We start from the raw sequence: 15292 nt of genomic DNA on the forward strand, positions 1-15292 counted from the left end.
CAACAGCCGGCGATTAGTTTGCAAAATGGAGTTTCGGTGAAGCGATTCGCAATTTTAAGTGTTTTTGAAGATCAACACGCTCAAACACAACTCAAGCCACTATTTGAACAACTTGAGCCCTTGTTTGATATCCGTCATGTCAGCTCACTCGACTGTGCTCGTGATATTATCAATTCAACCGCCAACCAGCAGCCACTCGCTATGGTTATCGCGCAGCACTACGACTTGCTCGAAGGTTCACAATTGCTAATTGAACTCGAACACAGCACCCTGCACACACCCGCGAGGCGCATCCTCGTCGCCAGTGAAGCGGAGATAGGTGCAATCATCAACGCAGTCAACCTCGGCCGGCTAGATCACTGTCAAACTACGCCTTTTGATTCCGATGAGCTGCGTCCAGTTATCATCAAAGAGCTCACAACTTTTATTATTGAGCAGGAGAAAGAACACCAGCTCAATTACACCTCAGTACTCGACCAAAAACGGATTCTGAGAAGCCATATTGATGCTAAGGTCAAGCATTACCAACGTGGCTTCATTGATTACCATCTTGTTTCTGATCAAGAGCTTACGGATAAAGTAATCCAAGCATTACGCGAATTCTTTGCCAAGGGTGATGAGTCCAACGCTTGCCGAACATACTCTGCCGACCACCTCCTGACCAAGGAGGGAGAAGAGAATCATTTCTTGTGGTTTATCACCAAGGGAGAGGTGGCGCTGTATAAGAAAGATGATTTTGGCATTCAGCGTGAGGTAGTGCGTCACGGCAAAGGCAATATCGTGGGTGGCATGTCATTTGTCACTGGCGAACTGTCCTTTTCAACCGGTTTAACCCTATGTCAAACCGAAGTAATTAAGCTTGATCGTGACATCTTTACCCTGGTTATGAATTCCAACACCGATTTGTTACCGCTGTTTACCAACCTGCTGCTTAGACACTTTAACCGTCGCCTGCAACGCAGTATCTTCACCAAGCTTGAGTTACAAAAGACCATTGAATCGCTTGAAGTCGCGCATCAGCAATTAATCGAGCGCGAGAAGCTGGCCGTTCTTGGCCAACTCGTCGCCGGCGTTGCGCATGAAATCAATAATCCTATCGCCGCTATCATGCGTGGCACTGAACTGGTGACCAATAATGTTCAGAAATTGGTAGAGATGGACCACCAGCCAATCGACACCCAGCTCAGCCGTCAACTGTTTGAGCACGCCTTAAGCTCCAATCCCCTCTCCACCGCCGAGCTGCGTAAAAGAGCGCGTGCGCTCGAACAACACACCGGTGATCGCCTTCTTGCCAAAAAACTGGTCAACCTTGGGATGGAAAGTAATCAGACGCTGCTGGCTAAAATCAAGGCCGACCCCAACAGGGCTATCGACCTCATCAAACACTACGAGTCGTTCCACCAAACAGGCAGTACCTTACGCAGTATGGAGCATTGCGCTAAGCGTATAGGAGAGATGGTGCGTAGCTTAAAAGGCTATGCCAAACCGGGAGAAGAGCATTTTCAGTTTGCGGATGTGATTGAGGGTATCGACGATACCCTGGTTATGTTCGAAAACAGGCTGAAGTTCCACAAAGTGGATAAGGTTTACAACCCTACTCCCCCACTTTATTGTCAACCTAATGCGCTACAACAAGTTTGGACAAACTTGATTGCTAATGCTATCGATGCCTTTCCCGAGCAACACGGCCATTTAACGGTGACAACCGGGATTGAAACGGATAACGAGCATCGTTGGATAACTGTCAGTGTGCAGGACAATGGTCATGGTATTCCACCAGAGCTGATTGATAAGGTGTTTACCCTAAACTTTACCACCAAGAGCGAGGGGCACTTTGGCCTTGGAATAGGTCTCTCTGTCTGTCAACAGGTGGTAGCGCTTCATCAAGGGAAAATTGAGCTGCAATCGACGCCAAATGAAGGCACCTGCTTCACCGTTTGGTTACCGATACTCCAACAACAAATTAAGGAGAATTTATGAACAAGTACCTCATATTGTGCGTCGACGACGAAAGACATGTTTTAGACAGTGTCCAGCAAGATCTCGAGTCATTCGAGGCGAACTTTATCATCGAAGCGGCGGAGTCGGTTGCAGAAGCCAAGCAGGTGCTTGAGTCCTTCACCAATCAAGATGACGTCGCTTTAGCCCTGATCCTATGCGATCATATTATGCCTGTTCAAACGGGGATATCTTTCCTTGTCGAGCTCGACAATCAAGCCCAAACCCAGAGGGCCAAGAAGGTGTTGTTGACCGGACAAGCTGATCTCGAGGATACCATCCTCGCTGTAAATCAGGCTCACCTTGATTATTACATCGCCAAGCCCTGGGATGGTGCCACCTTGCGTGACAGCGTCACCAAGTTACTGACTGATTATGTGATAGAGCACGACCCTGATCTGATGCACTGGACGTCAATCCTAGATACGGAGCGAATTCTCAATGCATTAAGTGAACAAAGAGCTCAGTTTGGCGAGTAAAACGTCCACGGACCGGGTGACTTGGGAAAGCTGATGGATTATGATGGTCGGTATTAAGGGATAAGAGTCGGTATTGTCTCCAATATCGCTCATTAACAGGTCAATGTTGTTGATACACAACACATGGAGTATGTCCACGACCTGGAAAATAATCAGTCAAATAAGGTGTTATTTACGTATGCGTAAAACTGTAGTCGCAGTTGCTATTGCTGTGCTTTCAACTCAGGCAATGGCTAACTCAGATCGTGAGCGCGAACGCGCTGTCATGAGCAACTTTGGTTACGATTATCTTGAAACTCGCGTTGGTATTAGCCCTGTCACGGTTGGCGCTCAATTTAGTAAGGCCATTCACCCTAATGCACACTTCGTTGCACGTATCGATACAGAGATGGAAGGCGACTATGATGCAGCTGCGGGTCTTGGTTTCCACGCCCCAGCGACTAACTGGGCAGATGTGACTGGTGAGATGCTGTTTCGCGCCCAGTACTTTGATGCCACCGAAACAGGCGTCGAGGTAAACCTGGGCGTGCGTCAATGGCTTGGGCCACAGCTCGAGGTCGGTGCAAAGATTGGTTATGTTTCGATTAACAGTGAGGAAGACGTCATTGGTTCGCTCCATGCACGCTTCCACTCAACTGAGCTTTTCTCACTGGGTGCAGAGTTCCGCATTAATGATACATACAACGAGCAGCTTATGCTGACCACTCGATTTATGTTCTAACCAGTTAAAAACCCAAGGCCAAGCCTTGGGTTTTTTGTTTTCTGTTTGAACTTTTGATGACTGACCGCATCCGGGCCCGCTCTCAAGTGCTATTTCGCTCATTAAACGCTTGTAGCACCTTCCAATGCACCCCCTCAATAGCTCCTATCAATTTCCAAAGCAGCTTATTATCTAAATCATTTCCGTAGGTTAATTTTACGCGTTCAAAAACCTTTAACGGCCCAAGTTCAACCAAGGTTTCAACGTCTTCAACACCGGATTTCTTCAACATCCGCTCGAGCGTCAATTGCATGTTAGGCAAATCTCTCAACCGCTTACTGCGCAATGTGCTTTTCCTCGTCCGCTGTGATACCGCGACCTCTATCGACTCTCTGACCAAACCGTCTAGCAGGACTCTATCATCCTGATACAATTGGGTCACATCATAGTAATTGACCATTGCACAGGTTTGCTTTTTTATCTGGCAATAACGCTCACACCCTTGCTCGAGTAACTTGTCAGTGAGACCTCCACCGCCTCGAAGATAAAACCGTCCACCTCTAAACTGGCAGAACATAGCGCCTTGTTCGAATAGTCCGGTCGCGCCAAACATCGCGCGCTTATGAAATTGACCTAGCTTGTCGGTGTAATCTAAAAATTGTTGTTCTGTCATACCCTTTGACCCATTAACCCAAACCCCGATTAACTTTGATCTCCAGATAACAGCAGCGAAAATAATCTAGCCTGTATTTTTATTATGCAATCCAGCGCATTTTAATATGCAACTAGTTTTTTTTAAATCTTAGCTGACACCACGATGTGTGTCACATCAAGGCCTGGTAAAACACCAAAAACTGCGCTTTGTATCGCATTAGCCCCAGTGCACAAAGCGATCAACGCGTGATATTCGCTTAGCTACAGTTAGCATAAGACTAATAATTTGTACGATTAATGTAATATCAGTCGTAAATGATGTGATGTTCCACCGACAAATCCCATGATAATAATCCTGTGCTAGATAAAGTATTGCTTTTGGGGAACATAAGTCGGTAAAATTTCCGGATTGAAATTTTGGTACCGTCTAATGCAACATCTGTCATTTTTTTGGCTCTCCCCCGAGCGAGACACTATTCTAAAGGGCCTTGAAAGTGAGTTCTCACAACGAGTGACCCGGTCCATTTCCGCTGGAAAAGTATCTCTTCCACCCATTCCTATTGCTGTCACTAATATTCAGCGGCTTGCGACGGAAGAAAACACCACGGTCTCTGATATCGCCGACTGCCTGCTAGAAGACCCTAGCCTGGCTGCGACTGTCATCAAAGTAGCAAACTCGGTTATTTTTAACCGACGGAACATTACTTGTACTGATTTGGTCACCGCGGTGTCACGCCTGGGTATTATTCGCGTACGCGATATCGTCACCGCGCAAGCCATTCAACAGCTTAAAATGTCGATCTCATTCAACCCTGTGTGTGAAAAGATACTGGCTCAAAGCGCGGTGTCCTCGCGCGAGCTAGGAGCGACGATGGTGGTTGCTCTTCGCGAACTCAAGGCCCTTGAGCCCGCCAATTTCCGCCTTGTCGGATTAGACAAAGCGTTGCTAGTTGGCCTACTCGCCGATATTGGCCTGTATAGCTTGGTTAACGAATACCACTTCTATCTTGAGGAAGGAAATTATCTTGACCCTGCACTGGCCTTACCGGTGTTTGAGTCGCTATGCATCACTGCCAGTAAACTGGTGTTAGAGCATTGGGGCTTTGATGCCGACTTTATCAACGTAGCCACTAACCGAGCAAGTGATAAGACAGAAGAAACCTTTGGCTATCTTGATCTAGCCCGTATTGCCAATCACATCCTACTGTATCGTCGTCAAGATGAAGCACTTGATTCGCACTTCGTTGAAATTGATGCAAATGGTGCCGAGGTACTGTATAACCTGTCGAACTTAAGTGAGTCGGATTTCCGTGAAAAGTTGGTTGATGTACTTCAGGCTAGCGGACTGTAACTGACTCGAAGCACCAATTTAGTCCAGTGGAAGTTACAAACTATGTTTTCAGGGATGATTTTTATCTTTGCCCCTTTATGTTTGGGGTACCTGTTTGTCGTGCGCAACGAGCAACGGTTAGCGCTCGTCAATCAAGCCACATCCTCCCTTATTTATGTGATTCTCACGTTGATGGGGCTCAGTTTAGCAGCGCTTGATGACCTGGGTTCCAACCTACAGTTGATCTTGACCTACACCGTCACCTTCCTTGGATTTATCAGCCTTGCCAACCTCTGCACCTTGCCCTGGGTAGATAAGTGGATGCCAATCGAAACAGGGACCAGCCAAAACCGCTTACGCTTATCACAAATGGCGCTGGAATCGCTGAAGCTCATTTTTGTTGTTGGTGGCGGGCTTGTCGCGGGCCTAGTGTTGCCTGTAAGCCTTGGTTGGGTCGATAAGGCCAGCGAGTCTATTTTGATTTTATTGCTATTTTTCATAGGCATACAGCTAAGAAACAGTGGTTTAACCCTCAAACAGATCCTGATCAACAAACATGGGATGATGCTGGCTTTATTGATTGTGCTGAGTTCGTGGCTTGGCGGGATCATCGCAGCGTTAGTCCTCGATATTCCGATTTTTCAAGCATTGGCTCTCTCATCTGGCTTTGGCTGGTATTCGTTAGCCGGAATTCTGATGGGGGACGCATTCGGTCCTGTTTTTGGGGGCGCTTCTTTCCTTATCGAACTTGGGCGAGAACTCATCGCCTTAGTGTTTATCCCACTTTTGATCCGCAATTGGCCATGCACCGCTATCGGATACGCTGGCGCGACGGCGATGGACTTTACTTTGCCTGTCATCCAGACAACTGGTGGTGTCCGCTGCGTGCCCGTCGCCATCGTCAGTGGGTTTATTCTAAGCTTACTGGTACCTGTTCTTATGTTATTCTTTGTGTCTCTCGTTGCATAATAAGGAAATTTAATGAAACGCTATGCTGTTGCAACTTTGACTGCCCTACTCTCGCTCAATGCACTGGCTGACAACAAGAGTGATTGTTACGCGGCAATTTATGACGGATATATCGACGCCTCTATGCAGTGGTATCAAGACCTGACGGATCTCACTGTCGAGCAATACCCTCAACTTGAAGAGGTCAGCGCTTGGTTTCTCCAAGGCCGAAGAAACCATTTTGAGTTAAATCGCATTGCGGTTCATTATTACCTTGTCAATGAGCCGCAGAAAGTCGCCACCGAGCAGCCGGTTGAGTCCTGGCTCAACCTCGAGCAAACCGAAGTGAAAGCCTTAAGTGAGCGGGATGACGCCTTGGGCAAAGCTGCCCTCACTACCTACCAAGATCGCCAAGCGAAGCCTCATGAGCAAAACTATGAACTCCGCTCTGCGTTTGCTGATTTGCTCAGCCACCCAGTACAGATCCAACCTCTACTAAACAAATACAACCAATCCATTGATCAGTTACAACGCCAAGTCTGTAACAAATAGTAGACAGTCAAGATATGGCAGCACTTTCAGCTAAATTATTACAAGACATTACCGTCAAATTGGTTTAGATTGTGCTGCTCGCTTGGATTAGGTATCAGATAAACACGCGAAAGAGTTATGGATCAAAAAACAGCAGACGTCAGCTTCGACAGCTTGTTACGTATATTTACTGTGCCCGAAGGGCCAGATTCCACGTTAACCCAGATAGAAGCCAAAATTTCACAAAACCTCAATCACTTTCTGCGCGAACACATCGTCGCGGAAGAGAAACCGCTGCGCGAAATTGAGAAAGACTTCTGCAACCCGGCAATACCGGAACAACCTCAGTTTGTTTCCGACCATACCCAGCACCTACTCGACACCCTGGTATCACATTCTGTACATACCTCGTCACCAAGTTTTATTGGCCATATGACCTCGGCTTTGCCGTATTTTTTGATGCCGCTATCTAAAATTATGATTGCGCTGAATCAGAACTTGGTCAAAATCGAAACCTCAAAGGCATTTACACCCCTTGAGCGCCAAGTGCTTGGGATGCTGCACCGACTTATTTATCGTGCTGATGATGACTTTTATCAGCAGTGGATGCACAGTGCGAGGCACTCTCTCGGAGCATTTTGTTCGGGTGGCACCATCGCCAACATTACCGCACTTTGGGTCGCTCGCAACAACGCACTCAAAGCTCAGGGCGAGTTCCAAGGCGTAGAAAAAGAGGGCCTGTTTTCGGCGATGATGCACTATGGCTACAAGGGACTGGCAATTCTAGTCTCGGAGCGTGGACATTACTCACTGAAAAAAGCCGCTGATGTGCTTGGTATTGGCCAACAGGGCTTGGTTGCAGTCAAAACCGATAGCAATAACCGTATCATTCCGTCAGCACTCAAAGCCAAGATCGCGGAGCTCAAGCAGCATGGCATCAAGCCGTTTGCTGTGGTTGGTGTCGCGGGTACCACCGAGACCGGAAGTATTGATCCTCTCCAAGATATCGCGACAATTTGTCAGCAGGAAGCGTGTCATTTCCATGTGGATGCGGCATGGGGCGGCGCGACCTTGATGTCCAATCATCATCGTCATCTACTCGATGGTATCGAGTTGGCCGACTCAGTCACTATCGATGCGCACAAACAGTTGTATATTCCTATGGGTGCGGGCATGGTGTTGTTCCGTTCCCCCGAGGCGATGAAGTCGATTGAGCACCATGCACAATACATTCTGCGCAAAGGCTCTAAAGATCTTGGCAGTCACTCTTTAGAGGGCTCGCGCTCTGGTATGGCGATGCTGGTCTATGCGGCAATGCATATTATCAGCCGACCAGGCTATGAGATGCTCATTGACCAGGGCATTCAAAAAGCGCGTTATTTTGCGGATTTGATCAAGCAGCAGGAAGATTTTGAACTGGTGTCTGAGCCCGAGCTATGCCTGTTGACCTATCGCTACATGCCGGCTCATGTTAAACAAGTGCTCGAGTATGCTGAGCCTGGGCAGAGCGAACTCATCCATGAGCTGCTCAATGACCTCACCAAATTTATTCAAAAACGCCAGCGTGAAACCGGCAAATCGTTCGTTTCGCGCACGCAGCTGAACCCGATTAAGTGGCAAGGTCGAAACACTATCGTCTTTCGAGTGGTGTTGGCCAACCCATTGTCAACCCAGTCTGTTTTAGCTAGCGTCCTCAAGGAACAAAGAGAGATTGCCCAGCAGGCACCTAGGTTGCTCGCCAAACTAGACGAGGCGTGTGCATTAGCCTTGCAAAGTGAGGCGTAACCCCAGTATTAGAAAACTCCAGAGGCGAATGGTGACACATTCGCTAAACTGAAAATTTATTTCTATAATCTTGTAACTGAACCGACAAAACTCACACAAAAACACGCTTGATAGTGCGTAGGAGCGCTGGATCTCGTAGTTTTATTAAATTAAGTTTGAGGCGGGTCATATTATCAATAATAAGATAAAGGATTTATTTTTTAACGGTTTATACTGATTTTGTGGTGCTGGTTGTCTTCTTTATCTACATTTTAAGTGAATTGGGCATAGACACTAACCAGCGAGTTGTTCTCTCTTCCCCGTCGTGAACATTATGAATACATTAGAGAAAATTCAAAATAACATCGAAAACTTTAGTAAGTCTGAACGTAAAGTTGCCGAAGTCATAATGGCATCACCACAGACAGCTATCCACTCTAGTATCGCAACACTGGCCAAGATGGCGGATGTTAGTGAGCCTACCGTCAACCGTTTTTGTCGTCGTTTAGATACCAAGGGTTTTCCTGACTTTAAACTGCATTTGGCGCAGAGCCTTGCGAACGGCACGCCTTACGTTAACCGCAACGTAGAGGAAAGTGACGGACCAGAGGCGTATACTCATAAGATTTTTGAATCGACTATGGCTTGTCTTGATGTGGCCAAAAATAGCCTCGATTCTATCCAAGTCAATCGCGCCGTCGATTTGCTTACTCAGGCCAAGCGTATCTCGTTCTTCGGTTTGGGCGCGTCATCATCGGTTGCACGCGATGCGCAAAACAAGTTTATTCGCTTTAATATCCCAATCAGTTGCTTTGAAGACATTGTCATGCAGCGAATGCAGTGTATTAACTGCTCGGATAACGATGTGTTTGTCTTGATTTCTCATACCGGTCGTACCAAAAGCCTGGTTGAGATAGCGCATCTTGCGCGCGAGAACGGCTCAACCGTGATCGCCATTACCGCCAAGGACTCTCCGCTTGATAAGGCGGCCTCGCTGTCTATTTGTCTCGATGTACCCGAGGACACCGATGTTTACATGCCAATGGCGAGTCGCGTGGTGCAAATGACCGTCATTGACGTTCTAGCAACCGGGTTCACCTTGCGCCGTGGCACTGGATTTAGAGAAAACCTCCGCCGCGTCAAAGACGCACTGAAAGACTCTCGTTATGAGAAGCTTAATCAAGCCTAGATAGAAATCACCTCAATATGCCCTCTTGCGAGGGCATATTTTATACTTCTGTGCAGATTAGCGGGGCGCCTCACTCATGGCCGCCATTGAATCTGCGACTAGCTCTCGCAAGTAGTAACCATTGACTGGCTCAAGCTGCGTCGTCTGGCACCCTTCAAAAGCACACGCGGACTCTAAAATAGTGATCATTCTTTGTTTGTCAATTTGACCATTATTACCACCGATATCCTCGGACTTTAGGGCGTTATCCGCAACTTCATCAAAGCGTGTATGGCACATCCCAAATTCCGTTAGGGACGGTATACCTAACGTCGCTAGCACGCTTTCGACCCACTGTACGCCATCATAAACATTCGCGTTACTCTTCATCGTCAGCATTTGTGCCATCTTTTGGTAACGCTCTAGCACCACTTTTTGATTATTCGCCTCTGCGTTGAGAATGTTTTCGCGCATCACAAGGGGCGCTAGGCGCGCTGTGATAACGCCGTGTGGTGCATTGAGCTCACCACCTAACGCTGACGCGAGCCCATGCACCGCGCCAAGCTTGGCGTTGGCTAAGGCCATACCTCCAAGCATTGCGGCAAATGATAAGTCCTGACGCGCTTTGTGACTATCGTATAGGCATGCCTCTACCAAAGAACGACTGATGCGACGAAACCCCTCTTCACACAACATGTCGCTAAAGGGGTTGGGTTGATTACAAACATACGCTTCCATAAGATGGGTAAAACTATCCATCGCCCCACGCGCCGACACATCCCTGCTGGTGCCATAGGTCAATGTCGGGTCAATAATCGCAAGCCTAGGCAACATGTCAGGGTCCCGTAGGCTGACCTTAAGTTTGTCTTGCCCAGAGCGCAACACCGCATTTTGGGTGACCTCACTGCCAGTACCAGCCGTTGTTGGGATAGCGACAATAGGCAGTGGCCTGGTTTTCAGAGGGACTGCACGTCCGAGTGTCTCAACATAGTCATAGACATTGCCCTGATTCGGGATCACAGCGGCCAGTGCCTTGCCCATATCGATGACACTTCCGCCACCGAAGGCAACCACCACCTCTGGGCGAAATTTTCGCCCCATTGTAGCGGCCTCTTCCACCATAGTGATATTCGGCTCATTACCGATAACGATATGTTGATAACGTAATTTTTGCTGATCGAGATAGTCAAGGATCACCGAGGAGCGTTGGGTTCCCTTCCCTGTCACCAACAGTACGCTGTAGCCGTACTGCCGAATCAAAGAAAGCGAATTAACTAAGGCACCGGCTCCAAACACCACACGACCACTGGTCATAAAATTGAACATAGACACTCTACCTCTCGTTAGAATCTTGTTCGATCATTTCTCAACTCGACTTTGCATGGCTTGACCTAGTGCAATGCTTTCACCATCGCTTTGATTCGATTAGGAGATCTTTGAAAACAATCACGTTGTGCTCATGTTCGCTGCCCCTCTCGAACCGCCATGCATCTATTGTCTAATCGCTGACAACTAACTTATTGCACTCTTAAGTCTAGTGTCTTCATCTATACTCGTCGTCAAGCGCCAAACTTGATAAGCCATAAACCTAAAGACATAAAACTGGGATTACGCCACCCCTAATCCAATTGATAGATTTTATCTATCGCAGTAACAGGTAAGCACCACTTTATTTATCAACGGCTTTCAGGCATAGTTACTGCCATAAAACAAAGGAGAATAATTATGTTTGTCGTTATTTTTGGTCGCCCAGGTTGCCCTTACTGTGTTCGTGCAAAAGAGTATGCAGAAACTCTTAAAGAGAAGCGCGATGATTTCAACTTCCGCTACGTTGACATCCACGCAGAAGGCATCTCAAAAGCTGACCTTGAGAAAACCGTTGGCAAGCCAGTTGAGACTGTACCTCAGATCTTTATCGATCAAGAGCACATTGGCGGCTGTGACGACTTCGAAGCGTACGCAAAAGAGCACCTAGGTCTGTTCGCTTAAGAATAAGCCATGATTTTAAGAAAACCGCTGAAATTTCAGCGGTTTTTTATTTTTCCCGTCGCACAAGTGAGATCCTTGTTCCTATCAAGTCAACACTGTGAAAATAATTGTATGATTTTTCATTTTAAGGCTTATCTTTTACTGATAATCCGCTACAATTCGCCCACTCTTTATACCCAAGTAACCTCAAGATACAGGCTCTGAACTCTGCATCTTAAGGTCACTTGGGAATATCCACCCCTGATTCTGGTTTAAAGCCGTGAACATTGATGTTGTTAGCCTCTTAGAGCACAACCCTATACTGTTAATTTTTGTCGTTCTCGCGATTGGTTTGGCGATTGGTAAAATTCGCCTTGGTAATTTTCAACTCGGTAATTCAATCGGTGTGTTAATCACCTCCTTGGTGATGGGACACTTAGGTTTTACTTTCAACCCTGAAGCCATTGCCATTGGCTTTATGCTGTTTATCTACTGTGTCGGTATCGAGGCAGGCCCGAACTTCTTTGGTATCTTCTTTCGCGACGGTAAACACTACTTTATCCTCAGTATGGTAGTGTTGGTTAGCGCGATTTCAATTACTTATATTTCTACGCAATTCCTTCAGCTCGATTTAGGCCTCGCTACGGGTATGATGGCTGGTGCGTTAACCTCAACGCCAGTTCTGGTTGGCGCTCAGGATGCACTTAACTCTGGCCTCGCTGAAATCCCACGTAACATGGAATTTGCGGCTGTGGTTGAGAACCTCTCTGTCGGCTATGCAATGGCCTACCTGGTCGGTCTTATCAGCATGATTGTGTTTGCAAAGCTATTACCAAAACTGCAAAAGCAAAACCTATCAGACTCCGCGCAACAGATCGCCAAAGAGCGTGGCCTGGGAAGTTCGGGGCAACGCAAAGTTTACCTACCAATCATCCGCGCTTACCGTGTCGGACCTGAGCTCATTGATTGGACCGATGGTAAAAACCTGCGTGAACTCGGCATCTATCGCCAAACGGGTTGTTATATCGAGCGTATTCGCCGCAATGGTATTCTAGCGCACCCTGATGGCGATGCGATTTTGCAAGAAGGGGATGAGATTGCACTGGTTGGCTTCCCTGACAGCCATGCTCGTCTGGACCCAAGCTTTCGTAACGGTAAAGAGGTTTTTGACCGCAACCTGCTCGATTTGCGTATCGTCGAAGAAGAGATCGTGGTGAAAAATGATTCCATCGCTGGTAAACGATTGTCAGATCTTAACCTCTCTGAATACGGCTGTTTTCTTAACCGCGTTGTACGTGCCCAAATTGAGATGCCAATGGATCACGATATCGTCCTGGCAAAAGGTGACGTGATTCAGGTCAGTGGTGAAAAAAGCCGAGTCCATGGCCTAGCAGAGCGCATCGGTTTCATCTCGATCCACTCACAAATGGCGGACCTATTAGCATTCTGCAGTTTCTTCATCATGGGAATCATGTTCGGTCTGGTCACCATGACCTTTGGCCAAGTTTCGTTTGGACTTGGTAATGCAGTGGGCTTGTTACTCTCCGGGATTACACTGGGGTTTTTGCGTGCCAACCACCCGACCTTTGGCTATGTGCCTCAAGGGGGACTGAATATGGTCAAGGACCTAGGCCTGGCGTTCTTTATGGTCGGCATCGGCCTAAGCGCCGGCGGTAAGATGTTCGACCACCTTGCTGATGTTGGCTTTCAGGTGATCACCCTGTCATTTGTGATCAGCGTCGTGCCCGTCGTGCTTGCCTATCTAGTTGGCGCCTACGTACTCAAAATGAACAGCGCCTTGTTATTCGGCGCTATCATCGGCGCCCGCACCTGTGCACCGGCCATGGACATTGTTAACGATCACGCCAAATCAACCATCCCAGCCCTAGGCTACGCCGGTACTTATGCCATCGCCAATATTCTGATGACACTGGCGGGGACGATTCTTATTATTATCTACTAATGCCCTTTGGGCAGAGGCGAGAAGCGAGAGACGAGAAGCGAGGAAAGGACGCACTGGGGTTAAAGTGCGCCGAAAAGTCAACTGCGATATTCAAAATGTGAGTTAGAGAAGGGAGAGTCGAGGAGTTTCCACATTCACCCCTCGTCTCTCGCAGCGTAGCGATCTCGCCTCTCGACTCTTATTTATGTCTTTCCTTAAGCTTGTTGATCACATCATCCATCGACAAGCCCTGGTCTTGGAGTAGCACTAATAAGTGGTACATCAGGTCGGCAGACTCGCACACTAGCTCCGCCTTATCACCCGACGTCGCTGCAAGCGCGACTTCAACGCCTTCTTCGCCCACTTTTTGCGATATACGCTTGGTGCCGCGGGCGTACAGGCTTGCGGTGTATGACGAATCCGGATCGGCACTCTTGCGGGCAGCCAGTAGCTGCTCAAGTTGATGAAGCCAAACCATTTGAGACTCTTCTTGCTTGTCAGCGTCCCAACAGGTGGTGGTGCCTGTGTGGCACGTTGGGCCAATGGGATCGACTTTAACCAGCAGGGTGTCATTATCACAATCAAGGGCGATGTTTTTCAGTTGAAGTACATTGCCAGAAGTTTCACCTTTAGTCCAAAGACGCTCTTTGGTGCGGGAGAAAAATGTTACTTGGCCAGTATCACCGGTTTTTGCCAGCGCAGCACGGTTCATGTAACCCATCATCAAAACTTGGCTCGACTGAAAGTCTTGAACGATGGCTGGCACCAAACCATCCACCTTTTCCCAATCAATGCGCTCAGCTAGTGCGCTAATTTCTGCGGTTGCAAAACTCATAGTCGCACCTCGATATCCTGCTTGTTTAAATACTGTTTTAACTCACCAATGTTGATCACCTGTTTGTGGAACACTGAGGCCGCCAGCGCCCCATCAACATTCGCTTTAATATAGGCCTCAGCAAAGTGCTCCATCGCACCCGCACCACCCGAGGCAATCAAAGGCACATGACACACTTCGCGCACCATGTTCAGCTGCTCAATATCATAGCCATTGCGCACGCCGTCTTGGTTCATCATATTCAGGACGATTTCACCAGCGCCGCGTTTTTGCACCTCTTTAACCCAGTCGCGAGTCTGCCACTGGGTCGCCTTGGTGCGCGCCTCATCACCGGTAAATTGATAGACCTGATACTTCCCCGTCTCTTTGTCATAGTAAGAGTCGATACCAACCACGATGCACTGCACGCCGAACTTATCTGCTAGTTTGGTAATGAGCTCAGGATTAGCCAATGCAGGTGAGTTAATTGAGACCTTGTCAGCGCCAAATTCGAGGATGCGCGCTGCGTCATCAGCCGATTTGATACCACCTGCCACACAGAACGGGATATCAATGACCTCTGCAACACGTGCGACCCAACTTTTGTCGACAACACGACCATCACTCGAGGCGGTAATGTCATAGAAAACCAGCTCATCAGCGCCCTCTTCAGCATAACGCTGAGCGAGCGGCACGATATCACCAATAATTTCATGATTGCGGAACTGTACGCCTTTAACAACCTGTCCATCGCGGACATCAAGGCAAGGAATGATTCTCTTGGCAAGCATTATGACAACACCTCCCAACTGCGCTTCTGATTCAAACTAAACTCCATTTCAAGGTGTTGTTTTCTACCGGTTCATCGAGCGTCAATACTCTGTAGTAGAACTTCACTTACGTTCAATTTACACATTTTCACTGACCAGTAAAGCGCTATTGTCTATTCTCGTTTGATTTAATCTAGCAACCTGACACTCGCAGCTATTTTTGTCG

At 47.8% G+C, this 15292-nt stretch carries 14 protein-coding genes; 10 read left to right on the forward strand and 4 right to left on the reverse strand.

The features are described from left to right. Positions 1-36 precede the first annotated feature (36 nt). The 3 genes from ACZ5R2_RS12030 (at position 37) to ACZ5R2_RS12040 (ending at position 3198) form a co-directional block, all read left to right on the forward strand. A complete protein-coding gene (locus ACZ5R2_RS12030; protein WP_464899619.1) occupies positions 37-1980 on the forward strand; it encodes an ATP-binding protein in 1944 nt (647 codons plus the stop codon). Continuing rightward, on the forward strand, positions 1977-2477 hold the full coding sequence (locus ACZ5R2_RS12035; protein ID WP_464899620.1) for a response regulator: 501 nt from the start codon (positions 1977-1979) through the stop codon (positions 2475-2477). The genes ACZ5R2_RS12030 and ACZ5R2_RS12035 overlap by 4 nt, the downstream gene beginning before the upstream one ends. A gap of 178 nt (positions 2478-2655) precedes the next feature. Beyond that, positions 2656-3198 (forward strand): hypothetical protein, encoded by a 543-nt coding sequence (locus tag ACZ5R2_RS12040; RefSeq protein WP_464899621.1) that lies wholly within the window; start codon positions 2656-2658, stop codon positions 3196-3198. 82 nt (positions 3199-3280) lie between these two features. On the opposite strand, the gene ACZ5R2_RS12045 is transcribed toward ACZ5R2_RS12040, so the two are convergent. Beyond that, positions 3281-3850 carry a TfoX/Sxy family DNA transformation protein gene (locus tag ACZ5R2_RS12045; RefSeq protein WP_464899622.1) on the reverse strand — a complete coding sequence of 190 codons (570 nt, stop codon included), beginning with the start codon at positions 3848-3850 and terminating at the stop codon, positions 3281-3283. A 411-nt stretch (positions 3851-4261) separates the two neighbouring features. Here ACZ5R2_RS12045 and ACZ5R2_RS12050 point away from each other — a divergent pair, with 411 nt between their 5' ends. The 5 genes from ACZ5R2_RS12050 (at position 4262) to ACZ5R2_RS12070 (ending at position 9593) form a co-directional block, all read left to right on the forward strand. Beyond that, entirely contained in the window at positions 4262-5182 is a 921-nt protein-coding gene (locus ACZ5R2_RS12050; RefSeq protein ID WP_464899623.1) for an HDOD domain-containing protein, read from the forward strand. A gap of 42 nt (positions 5183-5224) precedes the next feature. After that, entirely contained in the window at positions 5225-6130 is a 906-nt protein-coding gene (locus ACZ5R2_RS12055) for a LysO family transporter (protein WP_464899624.1), read from the forward strand. A 12-nt stretch (positions 6131-6142) separates the two neighbouring features. Beyond that, positions 6143-6661, forward strand: a complete 519-nt coding sequence (locus tag ACZ5R2_RS12060; RefSeq protein WP_464899625.1) for a hypothetical protein — start codon at positions 6143-6145, stop codon at positions 6659-6661. A 117-nt stretch (positions 6662-6778) separates the two neighbouring features. Beyond that, positions 6779-8425 carry a pyridoxal-dependent aspartate 1-decarboxylase PanP gene (gene panP, locus ACZ5R2_RS12065; protein ID WP_464899626.1) on the forward strand — a complete coding sequence of 549 codons (1647 nt, stop codon included), beginning with the start codon at positions 6779-6781 and terminating at the stop codon, positions 8423-8425. Between the two features lie 313 nt (positions 8426-8738). After that, positions 8739-9593: a MurR/RpiR family transcriptional regulator gene (locus ACZ5R2_RS12070; protein WP_438458115.1), complete on the forward strand. Its 855-nt coding sequence runs from the start codon at positions 8739-8741 to the stop codon at positions 9591-9593. Between the two features lie 57 nt (positions 9594-9650). Here ACZ5R2_RS12070 and ACZ5R2_RS12075 read toward each other — a convergent pair whose 3' ends face one another. After that, on the reverse strand, positions 9651-10898 hold the full coding sequence (locus tag ACZ5R2_RS12075) for an iron-containing alcohol dehydrogenase (RefSeq protein WP_464899627.1): 1248 nt from the start codon (positions 10896-10898) through the stop codon (positions 9651-9653). 399 nt (positions 10899-11297) lie between these two features. Between ACZ5R2_RS12075 and ACZ5R2_RS12080 the strand changes: the two genes are divergently transcribed. Further along, a complete protein-coding gene (locus ACZ5R2_RS12080) occupies positions 11298-11561 on the forward strand; it encodes a GrxA family glutaredoxin (protein WP_438458113.1) in 264 nt (87 codons plus the stop codon). Positions 11562-11820: 259 nt separating this feature from the next. Continuing rightward, positions 11821-13503 (forward strand): aspartate:alanine antiporter, encoded by a 1683-nt coding sequence (locus tag ACZ5R2_RS12085; RefSeq protein WP_464899628.1) that lies wholly within the window; start codon positions 11821-11823, stop codon positions 13501-13503. 178 nt (positions 13504-13681) lie between these two features. On the opposite strand, the gene hisIE is transcribed toward ACZ5R2_RS12085, so the two are convergent. Together hisIE and hisF are read right to left on the reverse strand one after the other, a co-directional pair. Beyond that, positions 13682-14317 carry a bifunctional phosphoribosyl-AMP cyclohydrolase/phosphoribosyl-ATP diphosphatase HisIE gene (gene hisIE / locus ACZ5R2_RS12090; RefSeq protein WP_464899629.1) on the reverse strand — a complete coding sequence of 212 codons (636 nt, stop codon included), beginning with the start codon at positions 14315-14317 and terminating at the stop codon, positions 13682-13684. After that, positions 14314-15087: an imidazole glycerol phosphate synthase subunit HisF gene (gene hisF / locus ACZ5R2_RS12095; protein WP_464899630.1), complete on the reverse strand. Its 774-nt coding sequence runs from the start codon at positions 15085-15087 to the stop codon at positions 14314-14316. The genes hisIE and hisF overlap by 4 nt, the downstream gene beginning before the upstream one ends. Positions 15088-15292: the final 205 nt, after the last annotated feature.

The organism is Vibrio sabulosilitoris (assembly GCF_055391395.1).

Excerpts from the sequence above, each read along its gene's own strand:
- ACZ5R2_RS12035 (WP_464899620.1), top strand. The coding sequence starts at position 1,977 with ATGAACAAGTACCTCATATTGTGCGTCGACGACGAAAGACATGTTTTA.
- ACZ5R2_RS12040 (WP_464899621.1), top strand. The coding sequence starts at position 2,656 with ATGCGTAAAACTGTAGTCGCAGTTGCTATTGCTGTGCTTTCAACTCAG.
- ACZ5R2_RS12045 (WP_464899622.1), bottom strand. The coding sequence starts at position 3,850 with ATGACAGAACAACAATTTTTAGATTACACCGACAAGCTAGGTCAATTT.
- ACZ5R2_RS12050 (WP_464899623.1), top strand. The coding sequence starts at position 4,262 with ATGCAACATCTGTCATTTTTTTGGCTCTCCCCCGAGCGAGACACTATT.
- ACZ5R2_RS12055 (WP_464899624.1), top strand. The coding sequence starts at position 5,225 with ATGTTTTCAGGGATGATTTTTATCTTTGCCCCTTTATGTTTGGGGTAC.
- ACZ5R2_RS12060 (WP_464899625.1), top strand. The coding sequence starts at position 6,143 with ATGAAACGCTATGCTGTTGCAACTTTGACTGCCCTACTCTCGCTCAAT.
- panP (WP_464899626.1), top strand. The coding sequence starts at position 6,779 with ATGGATCAAAAAACAGCAGACGTCAGCTTCGACAGCTTGTTACGTATA.
- ACZ5R2_RS12070 (WP_438458115.1), top strand. The coding sequence starts at position 8,739 with ATGAATACATTAGAGAAAATTCAAAATAACATCGAAAACTTTAGTAAG.
- ACZ5R2_RS12075 (WP_464899627.1), bottom strand. The coding sequence starts at position 10,898 with ATGTTCAATTTTATGACCAGTGGTCGTGTGGTGTTTGGAGCCGGTGCC.
- ACZ5R2_RS12080 (WP_438458113.1), top strand. The coding sequence starts at position 11,298 with ATGTTTGTCGTTATTTTTGGTCGCCCAGGTTGCCCTTACTGTGTTCGT.
- hisIE (WP_464899629.1), bottom strand. The coding sequence starts at position 14,317 with ATGAGTTTTGCAACCGCAGAAATTAGCGCACTAGCTGAGCGCATTGAT.
- hisF (WP_464899630.1), bottom strand. The coding sequence starts at position 15,087 with ATGCTTGCCAAGAGAATCATTCCTTGCCTTGATGTCCGCGATGGACAG.